The sequence below is a fragment of the Pseudomonas sp. Z3-8 genome (genome assembly GCF_051131975.1).
Classification (GTDB): domain Bacteria; phylum Pseudomonadota; class Gammaproteobacteria; order Pseudomonadales; family Pseudomonadaceae; genus Aquipseudomonas.
In genome coordinates this window covers 4,612,123-4,627,074 of the sequence record NZ_CP071643.1, presented here as the reverse complement: position 1 = coordinate 4,627,074, position 14,952 = coordinate 4,612,123, and the positions used below count along the sequence as shown (strand labels likewise).

The following is a 14,952-nucleotide window of genomic DNA, read 5'->3' as shown; positions in this document are numbered from 1 at the left end:
TTGTGGCGAGGGGATATCTGGCCATAGAGGCATCCAATTTTCGAAGGACTGTTTATGAGCGAACGACCGGGCAATCAGCTGTTCGATGCCTACTTCACCGCCCGCGACATGCGCGAAGTGTTCTGTGATGCGGGGCGTGTGCAGGCGATGCTCGACTTTGAGGCGGCGCTGGCCCGGGCCGAGGCGCGGGTTGGGCTGATCCCCCAGGAGGCGGTGGCGCCGATCGGGAATGCCTGTCGCGCCCAGCTGTACGACTTTTCAGCGTTGAGCGAAGCGATTGCCAGTGCCGGCAATTCTGCGATCCCGCTGGTCAAGGCGTTGGGCAAGCGCATCGCTGCCGAGAGCGCCGAGGCCGAACGCTACGTGCACTTGGGCGCAACCAGCCAGGACGTGATGGACACTGGCTTGGTCCTGCAACTGCGCCAGGCGCTCGGACTGATCGAAGGTGAACTGGCGCAACTGGCTGTCACCCTGGCTCGACAAGCCGAACGTTACGCCGCCACGCCGCTGGCCGGGCGTACCTGGTTGCAACACGCCACGCCGGTCACCCTGGGGATGAAAATCGCCGGCTGGCTGGGGGCCGTCACGCGCAGTCGCCAGCGCTTGCGGGAACTCAAGCCACGCCTGTTGGTACTGCAATTTGGCGGCGCCTCCGGGACCCTCGCCGCCCTGGGGAAGCAGGCGCTGCCGGTGGCCGAAGCCTTGGCCGCCGAGCTGCAGCTGAACCTGCCGGAGCAGCCTTGGCACACCCAGCGCGATCGCTTGGTGGAGTTCGGCGCGGTGCTGGGCTTGATCGCCGGCAGCCTGGGCAAACTGGGGCGCGACGTCAGCCTGTTGATGCAGACCGAGGCAGGCGAGGCGTTCGAACCTTCGGCACCGGGCAAGGGCGGTTCGTCGACCATGCCCCATAAGCGCAACCCGGTAGGCGCGGCGGTGCTGATCGGCGCTGCGACGCGGGTGCCCGGTTTGTTGTCGACGCTGTTCAGCGCCATGCCCCAGGAACATGAGCGCAGCCTCGGCCTGTGGCACGCCGAATGGGAAACCCTGCCGGACATCTGCTGCCTGGTGTCCGGCGCGCTGCAACAGGCGCGACTGCTGGCCGAAGGGCTGGAAGTGGATACGGCGCGCATGGCCCGTAACCTGGAACTGACCCAAGGGCTGGTGCTGGCCGAAGCCGTCAGCATCGTCCTGGCCCAGCGGGTGGGTCGCGACACCGCGCATCATCTGCTGGAGCAATGCTGCAAGCGCGCGGTGGCCGAACAACGGCATTTGCGCGAGGTGCTGGGGGACGAACCCCAGGTCACCGCGCAGTTATCCGCGACCGAGCTTGATCATCTGCTCGATCCGGCCCACTACCTCGGACAAGCCCAGGCCTGGGTTGCCCGAGCGGTGGCCGAACACCTTGCCTTGAATGCCTGAAAGGAGATTGTTGTGGGATTGGTCAAACTCGCCGAGGGCGATCTGAGCTATTGTTTTGATGAGCGGCGATTGGACGGGCCGCAGGCCGCCCCGGTGCTGGTGCTCTCCAACTCCCTGGGCACCGATTTGCACATGTGGGACGAGCAGGTCGCGGCGTTCAGTGAACACTTTCGGGTCTTGCGTTTCGACACCCGTGGTCACGGCCGGTCGCTGGTCACCGAGGGCCCCTACAGTATCGAACAGCTGGGCCGCGACGTGCTGGCGATGCTTGATGCGCTGGACATCGACAAGGTGCATTTCTGCGGCCTGTCCATGGGTGGCCTGATCGGCCAGTGGCTGGGAATCAACGCCGGCGAGCGCCTGCACAAACTGGTGGTGTGCAATACCGCCGCGAAGATTGGCGACCCTTCGATGTGGAACCCGCGCATCGAAACCGTGCTGCGTGATGGCAAGGCGGCGATGGTGGCGTTGCGTGATGCGTCGATTGCCCGCTGGTTCACGCCGGATTTCGCCAAGGCCCATCCGGCGACGGCGGAAAAAATTACCGACATGCTGGCGGCGACCTCGCCCCAAGGCTATGCAGCCAACTGCGCCGCAGTACGCGATGCCGATTTTCGTGAGCAGCTATCGCTGATCCGTGTGCCATTGCTGGTGATCGCTGGCACCGAAGATGCCGTGACGCCGCCAGCGGGCGGACGTTTTATCCAAGAGCGGGTCGAGGGTGCCGAATACGCCGAGTTTCATGCCGCGCACTTGTCCAATGTCCAGGCCGGCGCCGCGTTCAGCGCGCGGGTACTGGATTTCCTGCTTGATACTGGCCGCGCCTGAGGAGTTTTTAGTGGACGAGAAACAACGTTACGACGAAGGCATGCAAGTACGCCGCGCAGTGCTGGGCGATGCCCACGTCGACCGCAGCCTCAATGCCTTGACCGAATTCAACAGCGAATTCCAGGAGATGATCACCCGCCACGCCTGGGGCGACATCTGGACCCGCCCGGGCCTGCCGCGCCATACCCGCAGCCTGATCACCATCGCCATGCTGATCGGCATGAACCGCAACGAGGAACTCAAGCTGCACCTGCGCGCCGCCGCCAACAACGGGGTGAGCCGCAGCGAGATCAAGGAAGTGATCATGCAGAGCGCCATCTACTGCGGCATCCCGGCGGCCAATGCCACCTTCCACCTGGCTGAATCCGTCTGGGATGACCTGGGCATTGAATCACGAACTTGAGGGATGACTTCATCCCTGTGGGAGCGGGCTTGCTCGCGAAGGCGGTGGTTCAGCCAGCACTCATGTTGGATGTGCCCACGCCTTCGCGAGCAGGCTCGCTCCCACATTGGATCTTCGGTGAGCACAAGTTTTTTGCTCGGCACTGATCCCCTGTGGGAGCGAGCTTGCTCGCGATGGCGGTGGTACAGCCGCCGTCCATGTTTGGCTTTTTACAACAAGCTGATCGGATAGCTGACAATCAACCGGTTCTCATCGAACTCATTGGTATTGAAGTCCCTGCGCATCGTCGAGTTGCGCCACTTCACGTTGAGACTCTTCAGCGCACCGCTCTGCACGGTATAAGCCAGCTCGGTCTCGCGGCCCCATTCCTTACCGTCATCGACGGTGGCGGTGTGCACGTTGTCACCGCTGATATAGCGGTTCATCAGGGTCAGGCCCGGCACGCCGACGGCGGCGAAGTTGAAGTCGTGGCGCAACTGCCAGGATTTTTCCTTGGCGTTGTCATAGCTGGAGTTGTAGCTGTCGTTCGCCAGGGTGCCGCCGCTGGTGCCGTTGACGCGCATCCAGGCATCATCGCCGCCGACTTTCTGCAAGCCGACGTAGAAGGTGTTGCCACCGTATTTGGCCGAGAGCATGGCGAACGCGGTCTTGTTATCCAGGTCGCCGGCCAGGGCGCTGCCGTCTTCCTTGCCGGTGAAGTAGCCCAGGTTGGCGCCCAGGGTCCAGTCGCCCATGGGTTGGCTGTGGGTCAGGTTGAAATATTGCTGCTGGTAGATGTCGGACAGTTCCGCGTACCAGACGCCGACCTGGGTGCGTTTTTCGTTGAAGGCATATTCGCCGCCGCCGAAGTTGAAACGGTCGGAAGTGATGGCACCGCGGCCGTTCATCGACATGTCTTCCATGCTCGCGTCGTTGCGCGGGCTGTTGCCACGGAACTGACCGCCATAGAGGCTCAGGCCGTTGATCTCAGTGGAAGTGACCTGGCCGCCCTGGAAGGTTTGCGGCAGGGAGCGACCGTCGTCGGAACGCAGGATCGGCAGCACCGGCATCCACTCGCCGACTTTCAGCTCGGTCTTCGAGACCTTGGCCTTGAGGGCCACGCCCAAACGACCGAAGTCATCGGCCGGACGACCGTCGTCGTGCACCGGCAGCAACTGGGTACCGGCGGTGCCGCGACCGCCGTCGAGCTTGACCGAGTACAGGCCGAGCACGTCCACGCCGAAACCGACCGTGCCCTGGGTGAAACCGGACTTGGCGTCGAGGATGAAGCTTTGAGTCCATTCCTCGGCTTTGCCTTGGGTGGCGGCGTCATTGGTAAAGTTGCGGTTGAAATAGAAGTTACGCAGGTTCAGCGTGGCCTTGGCGTCCTCGACGAACCCCGATTCCGCTGACAACACCGGCAATGCTACGCCGGACAGCGCGACGGCAATGAGGCTGGGGAAAACTTGCTGTGTGGGTTTCATGGGCGTGTCTCTTGTTTTTCTGTGGACGAAGCGAGTCGTTGCCGCAACCCTTGGGTTGCAGGCGGTACGGTGGGGCTGGACGGTTAAAGTGGCTGAGGATCAGCCGGACGGTGCAGGGCGTAGGAGCATGGCGTCGAACCTGTTGTTATTGGTTTTGTGCGAGCGATGGTGAAGGGCCGCCCGGGATCGGTTCAATTGCGATTTGCGGGTTTCGGGCGATTATCGAACGGCAAAACAAACGCAATTCCCTGTGGGAGCGAGCTTGCTCGCGACGGCGTCGGCACACTCAATATCCCTGCAAGCTGACCCAACGCTTTCGCGAGCAAGCTCGCTCCCACAGGAAGGTGGCGGTGTACGCAGATTTGACGAGCGCAGACGACTCGGGTGGGAGCGAGCCTGCTCGCGAAGACGTTGGCGCATTCAATATCAGTGCAAGCTGATCCATTGCTTTCGCGAGCAGGCTCGCTCCCACATTGGAATATGTGTTGGGCTGGGAATCAGGCGCAAACAAGAAGCCCACCTTTCGGTGGGCTTCATGTTTTCAGCGCATCAAATCAAAACAGCTTCGTCTCCGGCGCTTTCTCCGCGATCGGCTCGCGCTTGCCCGTCTCGGCATTCCAGCCGCCGCCCAGGGCCTTGTACAAATTGACCTCGCTGGTCAGTTGCGCAAGGCGATCGGTGATCAGCGATTGCTGCGCGCTGAACAACTGGCGCTGGGCATCGAGGAAAGTCAGGTTGCTGTCGACGCCGATGCGGTAGCGACGCTCGGCCAGGCGGTAGTAGTCCTGGTTGGCGGCGACGAAGTCGGTCTGTGCCTGCAACTGTTCGTTGTAGGTCTGGCGCGCGGCCAGGCCGTCGGAGACTTCCTGGAACGCGGTCTGGATCGACTGCTCATACTGCGCGACGTTGATGTCTTTCTGGATCTTCGCGTAATCCAGGCTTGCCCGCAGGCTGCCGGCGTTAAAGATCGGCAGGTTGATCTGCGGAGCGAAGGTCCAGGTGCCCGAGCCGCCCTTGAACAGGCCGGACAGGTCCGGGCTGAGGGTGCCGGCATTGGCCGTCAGGCTGATGCTTGGGAAGAACGCGGCCCGCGCGGCGCCGATATTGGCGTTGGCGGCGAGCAGGTTGCGTTCGGCCTGGAGGATGTCCGGGCGCCGTTGCAGCAGGTCCGAGGGCAAGCCGGGTGGCACTTCGCTGAGCAGGTCGGCGCTCAGCGGTTGTGTCTGCAGGTTGGTCGGCAGGCCGGTGCCCAGCAGCAGGGTCAGGCTGTTTTCGTCCTGGGCCACCTGGCGGGTGTAGCGGGCCAGTTGCACGCGGGCGTTTTCCACCGCCGTACGGGCTTGGCTCAAGTCCAGGGCCGAGGCCACGCCGACTTCGGCGCTGCGCGAGGTCAGCTTCAGGCTTTGCTCATAGGTGCCGAGGGTATCCTGGGTCAACTTGAGCAGTTCCTTGTCGGCCTGCCAGGTCAGGTAAGCGTTGGCGACGTTGGCCACCAGGCTGATCTGGGTGCTGCGGCGGGCTTCTTCGGTGGCGAAGTAGCTTTGCAACGCTTGCTCGCTCAGGCTGCGGACGCGACCGAACAGGTCCAGTTCGTAGGCGCTGATCCCCAGCGTCGCCGAGTAGGAGCTGCTGATTGCCGCTTCACCGGTTTGCGAGGCCCGTGCCGGCACCCGCTGGCGGTTGCCGGAGCCGGTGGCCGAGACCGCCGGGAACAGGTCGGCGCGCTGGATGCGGTACTGCGCGGCGTAGGCGTCGATGTTCAGCGCCGCGACGCGCAGGTCGCGGTTGTTTTCCAGGGCGACCTGGATCAGCTGTTGCAGTGCCGGGTCGTGGAAGAACTGTTTCCAGCCCTGCTCGGCGGCGGCCTGGCCGGGTGCTTTGGCCGGCTCATAGGCCGGCCCTTGCGGGTACTGCGCCGCGACCGGTGCTTCGGGCCGCTGATAGTCGGGAATCAGCGAGCATCCGCTGAGCACGACGGCGGCGATGGTCAGGGAAAGTAGCGACTTGCTCATTGGCCAGCCTCTTTAGAAGTTTCAGGAGTGTGGTCCTGGTCGATATTTTTACGCCGACCGATTGACGACACCGTCACGAAGAACAATGGCACCCAGAAGATTGCCAGGATGGTCGCGGTGAGCATACCGCCAATCACGCCGGTACCGATGGCGTGCTGGCTGCCCGAGCCGGCGCCGGTGGAGATGGCCAGCGGGACGACGCCGAGGACGAACGCCAGGGACGTCATGATGATCGGCCGCAGACGCATCCTGCAGGCTTCGATCGCGGCCTCCACCAGAGTCCGGCCCTGTTCATGGAGCTCCTTGGCGAACTCGACAATCAGGATGGCGTTTTTCGCCGCCAGGCCGATGGTCGTCAACAGACCCACCTGGAAGTACACATCGTTGGACAGGCCGCGCAGGCTGGTGGCCAGCAGGGCACCGATGATCCCCAGCGGCACCACGAGCATGACCGCGATCGGAATCGACCAGCTTTCATACAGCGCCGCCAGGCAGAGGAATACCATCAGCAGCGAGAGCGCGTACAGAGCCGGCGCCTGGGAACCCGACAGGCGTTCCTCGTACGACAGGCCGGTCCAGGAGATGCCGACACCCGCCGGCAGCTTCTGCGCAATGGCCTCGACTTCGGCCATCGCTTCACCCGTGGAGTAACCTGGCGCCGGAGCACCGAGGACTTCCATCGCTTCCACGCCGTTGTAACGGGCCAGTTTCGGCGATCCGTAGGTCCACTCGCCCTTGGCGAAGGCGCTGAACGGCACCATGGTCCCGGCGCTGTTGCGCACGTACCATTTGTTCAGGTCCTCCGGGCTCATGCGCGCGTCCGGTCGGCCTTGAACGTAGACGCGTTTCACCCGACCACGGTCGATGAAGTCATTGACATAGTTACTGCCGAGGGCAATCGACAGCGTATTGTTGATATCCGAAAGGGTGATGCCCAGGGCACTGGCCTTCTCGTCATCGATGTCCAACTGGTACTGGGGCTCGTCGTTGAGACCGTTCGGACGCACCTGGGTCAGGACCTTGCTCTGCGAAGCCATGCCCAGGAACTGGTTGCGAGCCTCCATCAGTTTTTCGTGACCGATGCCGGCGCGGTCCTGCAGGAACACGTCGAAACCGGTGGCGTTACCCAGTTCCATCACCGCTGGCGGAGCAAAGGCAAACACCATCGCGTCGCGGAACGTGAAGAAGTGCTGCTGGGCGCGGCCGGCGATCTTGAATACGGTGTTGTCGGCGTTTCGCTCTTCCCACGGCTTGAGCATGATGAACGCCATGCCGGAGCTCTGGCCACGACCGGCGAAGTTGAAGCCGGTCACGGTAAACACCGAGGCCACGCCATCCCCTTCACCGCCGTCCTTGCTCGGACGCAGCAGGAACTCACGCATCTTGTCCACCACCACCTGGGTGCGCTCGGCACTGGAGCCGGCCGGTGTCTGCACTTGGGCAAACAGCACGCCCTGGTCTTCTTCCGGCAGGAACGCGGTGGGGATGCGGGTGAACAGCCAGACCATGCCGACCAGAATGATCACGTAGGCCAGCAGGTACGGGGCCTTGTGCTTGAGCATGTTGCCCACGCCACGCTCGTAGCTGCGGACGCCACGGTCGAAGTTGCGGTTGAACCAGCCGAAGAAACCGCGTTTCGGCGTGCCGTGCTCGCCCTTGGGGATTGGCTTGAGCATGGTGGCGCACAGGGCCGGGGTGAAGATCAGGGCAACCAGCACCGACAGAGCCATGGCCGAGACGATGGTGATGGAGAACTGTTTGTAGATCACGCCGGTGGAACCGCCGAAGAACGCCATCGGCAGGAGTACCGCCGACAGCACCAGGGCGATACCCACCAGGGCGCCCTGGATCTGGCCCATGGATTTCTTGGTCGCTTCCTTGGGCGACAGGCCTTCTTCGCTCATCACCCGTTCGACGTTTTCCACCACCACGATGGCATCGTCCACCAGCAAGCCGATGGCTAACACCATGCCGAACATGGTCAGGGTGTTGATGCTGAAACCGAACGCGGCGAGGATCCCGAAAGTACCCAGCAGTACCACCGGCACCGTCATCGTGGTGATGATGGTGGCGCGGAAGTTCTGCAGGAACAGGAACATCACCAGGAACACCAGCGCGACCGCTTCGATCAGGGTTTCAATCACGCCCTTGATCGATTCGCTCACCACTGGCGTGGTGTCGTAGGGGAACACCACCTCCAGGCCTTGCGGGAAGAATGGCTTGAGATCATCGACGGTCTGGCGCAGGGCCTTGGCCGTGTCGAGGGCGTTGGCGCCCGTCGCCAGGCGCACTGCCAGGCCGGAAGCCGGCGCGCCGTTGAACTGAGCGTTGATGCTGTAGTTTTCGCCGCCGAGGGCCACATCGGCGACATCGCCGACGCGCACTTGCGAGCCGTCCGGGTTGACCTTGAGCAGGATCGCTTTGAACTGCTCGGCGGTCTGCAGGCGGGTCTTGCCGATGATGGTGGCGTTCAATTGCTGGCCGGGCAAGGCAGGCAGGCCGCCGAGCTGGCCGGACGCGACCTGGACGTTCTGCGCGGAAACCGCGTTGCTCACATCCACCGGGGTCAGGTTGAATTTGTTCAACTTGGCCGGGTCAAGCCAGATCCGCATGGCGTACTGGGCACCGAAGACCTGGAAGTCGCCGACGCCCTTGGTGCGCGAGATCGGGTCCTGCATGTTCGACACGATGTAGTTGGACAGGTCCTCACGAGTCATGCTGCCATCGCGCGAGACCACGCCGATCACCATCAGGAAGTTTCTCACCGACTTGGTCACGCGGATGCCCTGTTGCTGCACTTCCTGCGGCAACAGTGGAGTGGCCAGGTTCAGCTTGTTCTGCACCTGGACCTGCGCGGTGTCGGAGTTGGTGCCTTGCTCGAAGGTTGCGGTGATGGTCATGCTGCCGTCGGAGTTACTTTCCGACGACACATAACGCAGGTTGTCGATGCCGTTGAGCTGTTGCTCGATGACCTGCACCACGGTGTCCTGCACGGTTTGTGCGGATGCACCCGGGTAGGTCACCTGGATCGCAATGGCCGGCGGCGCGATGCTCGGGTACTGGTTGATCGGCAACTTGAGGATCGATAGGGCCCCGACCAGCATGATCACCAGGGCAATCACCCAGGCGAAGATCGGACGGTCGATAAAAAATTTCGACATGGTTTACTCCCCTTTGCCGCCGGCGGCTTTGTCAGCTGCCTGAGCGGGGGCCGGGTTCTTTGCGTCGACGTTGGTGGCTTCGGTGGCTTTGACTTCCACCCCTGGCCGTACGTACTGCAACCCTTCGGTGATCAGGCGATCACCGGCCTTGAGGCCGTCTTCGATCAGCCACTGGCTGCCGACGGTACGGCTGGCCTTGAGCTGACGCAGTTCAACCTTGTTGTCCGCGCCCACGACCATCGCAGTCGGCGTGCCCTTGAGGTCGCGGGTCACGCCTTGCTGCGGCGCCAGGATTGCGGCGCTGTTCACGCCGGCCTGCAGCTGCGCGTGGACAAACATGCCCGGCAGCAGCGTGTGCTCAGGGTTGGGGAACACGGCGCGCAAGGTCACGGAACCGGTGGTCTGATCGACCGAGACTTCAGAGAACTCCAGCTTGCCTTCATGAGGGTACTGGCTGCCATCTTCCAGAGTCAGCTTGACCATGGCGGCATTATCGCCAGCCTTTTGCAAGCGACCACTTTCCAGCTCCCGGCGCAGGTTCAGCAGCTCGACGGAACTCTGTGTCACGTCGACGTAGATCGGATCGAGTTGCTGGATGGTCGCCAGGGCGTCGGTCTGGCCATTGCTCACCAGCGCACCCTCGGTGACCGAGGAGCGCCCGATGCGACCGGAAATCGGCGCGTAGACCTTGGTGTAACGCACGTTGATCTGGGCCGTCTGCAGGTTCGCTTCCGACTCAAGGCGGTTGGCCACGGCGGTGTCGTACTCCTGGCGGCTGACGGCCTGCTCGTCGACCAGTTGCTTGTAGCGATCGGCAATCGACTTGGTGGATCGCAGGTTGGCCTCGGCGCTCTTGAGGTTCGCTTCATAGACGGCCGGGTCGATCTGGTACAGCTGCTGGCCGGCCTTGACGTCGGCGCCTTCCTTGAACAGGCGCTTGAGGATGATGCCGTTGACCTGCGGACGCACTTCGGCGACGCGGAACGCACTGGTGCGGCCCGGCAATTCGGAGGTCAGGGTAAAAGGCTGAGTCTTGAGGGTTACGACGCCGACCTGAGGAGGGGGAGGGGCAGGGGCAGCCTCTTCCTTGTTGCATCCGCTGAGCAGCGATGCCAGGGCGATGGCAGTGACCAGAGCGGTAACAGCTGGCTTGAATTGCATGGAAATCCTCGGGTCCAGGCGCGCAACAGGCGCACTCGAAAAGTGGAAGGTTAAAAAATCAGCATTATTCAATTAATAGGTTGCTAAGAAATATACTTACGTACATGGTTGTTTGTAAACAGCCAAATTGCGTACCATCCGTATTTACAAAAGCCTGACAAAGGCCGATGCAGTCCGGGGACGCATTCCGACAGGCACTGCTTCATAGGTTATCCAACCGATCCTTACGCATTGCTTACGCATCCTGATTGAGGTGTTTACTGCCATGGTACGTCGTACCAAAGAAGAAGCCCTGGAGACTCGCAGCCAGATCCTTGAAGCGGCCGAAAAGGCCTTCTTCGAGCGCGGCGTGGCGCGAACCACGCTGGCCGACATCGCGACGCTGGCCGGTGTGACGCGTGGTGCGATCTACTGGCATTTCAGCAACAAGGCGGATTTGCTCCAGGCCATGCTCGATACCTTGCATGAGCCGCTCGATGAGCTGGCCCGCGCCAGCGAAAGCGAGGAGGAACTCGACCCGCTGGGGTGCGTGCGCAAGCTGCTGGTGAGGTTGTTCCAACAAGTGGCCCTGGACCCGAAAACCCGCCGCATTAATGAGATTCTGTTCCATAAGTGCGAATTCACCGATGAAATGTGCGACTTGCGCCAGCAGCGGCGCGAGGTCAGCCTTGACTGTAACGTGCGCATCGCGCTGTCCCTGCGCAATGCAATGAAGCGTGGGCAGATGCCGGATGACCTGGATCCCGAGAGGGCTGCGGTGGCTATCCATGCCTATATCGACGGGATCCTGTATCAGTGGCTGCTGGCGCCGGACAGCTTCGCCCTGGCCGGTGAGGCGGAGCGCTGGGTGGATATCGGGTTGGACATGCTGCGCCTGAGCCCTAACCTGCGCAAATGAAACAAAGTGTGCAATTGCGACCGGTTATGTCAATGGCGTAGGACGTTGCCGCCGTCTCCCGGGCGGTGTCGTATGAATCAAGGCTGCTTTTATATACGCATGGTTGCCGCGATGACAGGTCCAAAAACGGCTAATTTGTAGGAAATTTGTTGGGATCGGATTACAGATCGTTAACATCCGCCGCTTGCAAACAAAAAAGCCCCGGCTCTTTCGAGTCGGGGCTTTTGCTTACACGGCGCCGGTTTACAGCACGGGATAATCGATATAACCCACCGGTCCCTTGCCATAGAAGGTTTCCGGGTGAGGTTCGTTCAGCGGTGCATCGGCTTTCAAGCGTGCCGGCAGGTCCGGGTTGGCAATGAACGGCACGCCGAACGCCACGGCGTCAGCCTTGCCTTCCGCCAGCCAGGCATTGGCACTTTCTTTGGTGAAACGCTCGTTGGCGATGTAAGGGCCGCCGAACGCTTGCTTCAGTTGTGGGCCGATGCTGTCCGCGCCTTCTTTCTCGCGCGAGCAGATGAAGGCGATGCCACGCTTGCCCAGTTCGCGGGCCACATAGCTGAAGGTTTCCAGGCGGTTTTCGTCGCCCATGTCATGGGAATCGGCGCGCGGTGCCAGGTGCACGCCCACGCGGCCGGGGCCCCAGACTTCGATCGCCGCGTCAGTCACTTCCAGCAACAGGCGCGCACGGTTTTCCAGGGAGCCGCCGTAGTTGTCGGTGCGCTGGTTGGTGCTGCTTTGCAGGAACTGGTCGAGCAGGTAGCCGTTGGCGCCATGAATTTCCACGCCATCAAACCCGGCGGCCTTGGCGTTTTCGGCACCCACACGGTAGGCATCGACGATGTCGGCGATTTCCGCGGTTTCCAATGCGCGCGGCGTCGGGTAGTCGGCCAGCGGACGTACCAGGCTCACATGCCCCTTGGGCTGGATGGCGCTCGGAGCCACCGGAAGCTCGCCGTCCAGGTAGGACGGGTGGGAAATCCGGCCGACGTGCCAGAGCTGCAGGAAAATCTTGCCGCCGGCGCCGTGGATGGCTTTGGTCACGTTGGCCCAGCCGCGTACCTGGTCGTTGGACCAGATGCCTGGGGTATCGGGGTAGCCCACGCCCATCGGCGTCACCGAAGTGGCTTCGCTGAGGATCAGCCCGGCGGAGGCGCGTTGCACGTAATACTCGGCCATCAGCGCGTTGGGTACTCGGCCTGCGTCAGCGCGGCAGCGGGTGAGCGGGGCCATGATGATGCGGTTTTTCAGCTCGATGTCGCCGAGTTTGATGGGGTCGAAAATTGTCGCCATGAAATGCAACCTCGCAAGTGAAGGGTTAAAAGTCAGTGAGTGGCAGGGGCCAGGTCGGCATTGCCGCCCTGGCGAAAAGTGATCAGGGTTACCAGCAGCGCCAGCATGGCCAGCGCGCCGGCGGCCAGGGGCACGGCTGTCAGGCCCAGGCCATGGTCGATGACACTGCCGCCGACCCAGGCACCCAAGGCATTGCCAATGTTGAAGGCACCGATGTTCAGGGTGGACACCAGGTTTGGCGCGGCTTTGCCGAAGGTCACCACGTTGACTTGCAGGGCCGGCACGGCGGCAAAGCAGGCGGTGGCCCAGAGGAACAGGGTGATTTCAGTCGGGATCAGCGCCACGCTGGTCCAGCTCAATACCGTGGACACCAGCGCCATGGTCAAAAAGACGCCCATCAGCGTGTTCGCCAGGCTCTTGTCCGCCAGCTTGCCGCCGATGATGTTGCCAAGCGTCAGGCCGAGGCCGATCAGGACCAGGGTCCAGGTCACGCCACGGGGCGAAACGCCGGTGACTTCGCCGAGCAGAGGGGCGACGTAGGTGAACAGCGTGAACACCGAGGCGGAGAACAACGCGGTCATGCTCAGCGATAGCCACAGGCCTGCGCCCTTGAGCGCCACCAGCTCGGCACGCATGTCGAGTTTTTCCTCGTCGCGCTTGGCCGGCAGGAAGCGGATCAGACCGATCAGGGCGATCACACCGATGACCGTCACGGCCCAGAAGGTCGAGCGCCAGCCGGCCTGTTGGCCCAGTGCGGTGCCCAGCGGTACGCCGAGCACGTTGGCCAGGGTCAGGCCGGTGAACATCAGGGCCACGGCCGAAGCGCGCTTGTTCGGCGCCACCAGGCCGGCCGCCACCACCGAGCCGATGCCGAAGAACGCACCGTGACACAGGGCAGTGACGACCCGGGCGAACATCAGTACGTTGTAGTCGCTGGCGACGGCGCAGAGCAGGTTGCCGACTATGAAGATCCCCATCAGCGCCACCAGCGCAGCCTTGCGTGGCAGCCGCGCGGTGGCCATTGCCATGAACGGCGCACCGATGGCCACGCCCAGCGCATAGCCGGTCACCAGCCAGCCGGCGCCGGGAATCGATACGCCGAGGTCCGCCGCCACATCGGGCAACAGGCCCATGATGACGAATTCCGTCGTGCCGATGGCGAAGGCGCTAAGCGCCAGGATCAAGAGTGAAAGGGGCATTTCGAATCCTTGTCAGGTCAGAGCTCTTGGCTCATTTGCTTGAGGAATTGCTGGATCACGTCCTCGTTGCGTTTGAAGAAGTGCCATTGACCGACCTTCTGGCTGGTGATCAACCCCGCCCGCTGCAAAACCGCCAGATGCGCCGATACCGTGGACTGCGAAAGGCCGCAGCGCTGATCGATCTGGCCGGCGCAAATACCGAATTCATGGTTGTGCAACTGTTCGGGGAACTGGACCTTGGGGTCCTTGAGCCAGTTGAGGATGTCTCGCCGTACTGGGTGCGCCAGGGCTTTTATTATTTCGTCGAGGTCGAGGGTCATTGGGGCAGCTCTTATGTATAACGCTATATCGCGATGAGGCGAACCTTAAATCGTTGCTTCGCGATATACCAATATGTATTTGATCTGAGGGACCAACAAATCGCTATATCGGGTTATAACGATATAGGCGTGGCGATGGTAAGCTGCCCGCCATGAACTATCTCGCACACCTGCACCTCGGCGGCCCTGGCCGGGAACAACTGCTCGGCAGCCTCTACGGCGATTTCGTCAAAGGGCCGCTGCAGGGGCAATTCACTCCGCAGATCGAAGCGGCGATCGCCCTGCATCGACGCATCGACATGTACACCGATCGCCATCCGTTGGTGGATGTCGCCTTGTCGCGCTTCTCCACGGTCCGCCGGCGTTATGCCGGGATCGTGCTGGATGTGTTTTTCGACCATTGCCTGGCCCGCGACTGGGCGCAGTACGGCGAAGGGCCGCTGCTGGATTTCACTTCCCGGGTCTACCAGGTGCTCGCCGCCGAAGCGCAACTGCCCGGGCGCCTGGCGCAGATCGCGCCGTTCATGGCGGCGGATGACTGGTTGGGTTCCTATAAGGAATTCGACGTGCTCGGGCAGGTGCTGCGCGGTATTTCCCGGCGCCTGTCGCGGCCCGAGGAACTGGCCGGGGCGATGGCGGAGTTGGTCAGGCTGTATGAGCCGTTGAGCGAGGATTTTCGGTTGTTCTATCCGCAGTTGCAGGATTTTGCGCAGAATCAGATCACACCGCAGGACTAAAATGTGGGAGCGAGCTTGCTCGCGATAGCGGTGTATCAGCCAGCACATCTGCTGAATG

Annotated in this window: 12 protein-coding genes; 5 read left to right on the top strand and 7 right to left on the bottom strand. The window is 62.3% G+C overall.

The window, feature by feature from the left end; genetic code table 11:
* Positions 1-54 precede the first annotated feature (54 nt).
* The 3 genes from J3P94_RS21185 to pcaC are packed head-to-tail and all read left to right on the top strand — an operon-like array spanning position 55 to position 2,650.
* Positions 55-1,419, top strand: a complete 1,365-nt coding sequence (locus tag J3P94_RS21185) for a 3-carboxy-cis,cis-muconate cycloisomerase (protein WP_434569540.1) — start codon at positions 55-57, stop codon at positions 1,417-1,419.
* Between the two features lie 12 nt (positions 1,420-1,431).
* Positions 1,432-2,247 carry a 3-oxoadipate enol-lactonase gene (gene pcaD / locus J3P94_RS21180; protein WP_434569539.1) on the top strand — a complete coding sequence of 272 codons (816 nt, stop codon included), beginning with the start codon at positions 1,432-1,434 and terminating at the stop codon, positions 2,245-2,247.
* A 10-nt stretch (positions 2,248-2,257) separates the two neighbouring features.
* Complete coding sequence (gene pcaC, locus J3P94_RS21175) at positions 2,258-2,650, top strand: 4-carboxymuconolactone decarboxylase (RefSeq protein WP_434569538.1); 393 nt, start codon at positions 2,258-2,260, stop codon at positions 2,648-2,650.
* 209 nt (positions 2,651-2,859) lie between these two features.
* On the opposite strand, the gene J3P94_RS21170 is transcribed toward pcaC, so the two are convergent.
* The 4 genes from J3P94_RS21170 to J3P94_RS21155 form a co-directional block, all read right to left on the bottom strand.
* Positions 2,860-4,113 (bottom strand): OprD family porin, encoded by a 1,254-nt coding sequence (locus tag J3P94_RS21170; protein WP_434569537.1) that lies wholly within the window; start codon positions 4,111-4,113, stop codon positions 2,860-2,862.
* A 554-nt stretch (positions 4,114-4,667) separates the two neighbouring features.
* The gene (gene adeC / locus J3P94_RS21165) at positions 4,668-6,125 is read right to left on the bottom strand and encodes an AdeC/AdeK/OprM family multidrug efflux complex outer membrane factor (RefSeq protein ID WP_434569536.1); all 1,458 of its coding nucleotides are present in this window, start codon (positions 6,123-6,125) and stop codon (positions 4,668-4,670) included.
* The gene (gene emhB, locus J3P94_RS21160) at positions 6,122-9,286 is read right to left on the bottom strand and encodes an efflux RND transporter permease subunit EmhB (protein ID WP_434569535.1); all 3,165 of its coding nucleotides are present in this window, start codon (positions 9,284-9,286) and stop codon (positions 6,122-6,124) included. Before emhB ends, adeC begins: the two co-directional genes overlap by 4 nt.
* Positions 9,287-9,289: 3 nt before the next feature.
* Positions 9,290-10,447 (bottom strand): efflux RND transporter periplasmic adaptor subunit, encoded by a 1,158-nt coding sequence (locus J3P94_RS21155; protein WP_434569534.1) that lies wholly within the window; start codon positions 10,445-10,447, stop codon positions 9,290-9,292.
* Between the two features lie 265 nt (positions 10,448-10,712).
* Here J3P94_RS21155 and J3P94_RS21150 point away from each other — a divergent pair, with 265 nt between their 5' ends.
* The gene (locus tag J3P94_RS21150) at positions 10,713-11,345 is read left to right on the top strand and encodes a TetR family transcriptional regulator (RefSeq protein ID WP_305496265.1); all 633 of its coding nucleotides are present in this window, start codon (positions 10,713-10,715) and stop codon (positions 11,343-11,345) included.
* Between the two features lie 243 nt (positions 11,346-11,588).
* On the opposite strand, the gene J3P94_RS21145 is transcribed toward J3P94_RS21150, so the two are convergent.
* Genes J3P94_RS21145 through J3P94_RS21135 form a run of 3 tightly spaced genes read right to left on the bottom strand, consistent with a single transcriptional unit; the run spans position 11,589 to position 14,157 of the window.
* Complete coding sequence (locus tag J3P94_RS21145) at positions 11,589-12,638, bottom strand: alkene reductase (RefSeq protein WP_434569533.1); 1,050 nt, start codon at positions 12,636-12,638, stop codon at positions 11,589-11,591.
* Positions 12,639-12,670: 32 nt separating this feature from the next.
* Positions 12,671-13,837: an MFS transporter gene (locus tag J3P94_RS21140; RefSeq protein ID WP_434569532.1), complete on the bottom strand. Its 1,167-nt coding sequence runs from the start codon at positions 13,835-13,837 to the stop codon at positions 12,671-12,673.
* Positions 13,838-13,854: 17 nt separating this feature from the next.
* Positions 13,855-14,157 (bottom strand): ArsR/SmtB family transcription factor, encoded by a 303-nt coding sequence (locus tag J3P94_RS21135; RefSeq protein WP_014336977.1) that lies wholly within the window; start codon positions 14,155-14,157, stop codon positions 13,855-13,857.
* Between the two features lie 152 nt (positions 14,158-14,309).
* Here J3P94_RS21135 and J3P94_RS21130 point away from each other — a divergent pair, with 152 nt between their 5' ends.
* Positions 14,310-14,894: an ACP phosphodiesterase gene (locus J3P94_RS21130; protein WP_434569531.1), complete on the top strand. Its 585-nt coding sequence runs from the start codon at positions 14,310-14,312 to the stop codon at positions 14,892-14,894.
* Positions 14,895-14,952 lie beyond the last annotated feature (58 nt).

Excerpts from the sequence above, each read along its gene's own strand:
- J3P94_RS21185 (WP_434569540.1), top strand. The coding sequence starts at position 55 with ATGAGCGAACGACCGGGCAATCAGCTGTTCGATGCCTACTTCACCGCC.
- J3P94_RS21170 (WP_434569537.1), bottom strand. The coding sequence starts at position 4,113 with ATGAAACCCACACAGCAAGTTTTCCCCAGCCTCATTGCCGTCGCGCTG.
- adeC (WP_434569536.1), bottom strand. The coding sequence starts at position 6,125 with ATGAGCAAGTCGCTACTTTCCCTGACCATCGCCGCCGTCGTGCTCAGC.
- emhB (WP_434569535.1), bottom strand. The coding sequence starts at position 9,286 with ATGTCGAAATTTTTTATCGACCGTCCGATCTTCGCCTGGGTGATTGCC.
- J3P94_RS21155 (WP_434569534.1), bottom strand. The coding sequence starts at position 10,447 with ATGCAATTCAAGCCAGCTGTTACCGCTCTGGTCACTGCCATCGCCCTG.
- J3P94_RS21150 (WP_305496265.1), top strand. The coding sequence starts at position 10,713 with ATGGTACGTCGTACCAAAGAAGAAGCCCTGGAGACTCGCAGCCAGATC.
- J3P94_RS21145 (WP_434569533.1), bottom strand. The coding sequence starts at position 12,638 with ATGGCGACAATTTTCGACCCCATCAAACTCGGCGACATCGAGCTGAAA.
- J3P94_RS21140 (WP_434569532.1), bottom strand. The coding sequence starts at position 13,837 with ATGCCCCTTTCACTCTTGATCCTGGCGCTTAGCGCCTTCGCCATCGGC.
- J3P94_RS21135 (WP_014336977.1), bottom strand. The coding sequence starts at position 14,157 with ATGACCCTCGACCTCGACGAAATAATAAAAGCCCTGGCGCACCCAGTA.
- J3P94_RS21130 (WP_434569531.1), top strand. The coding sequence starts at position 14,310 with ATGAACTATCTCGCACACCTGCACCTCGGCGGCCCTGGCCGGGAACAA.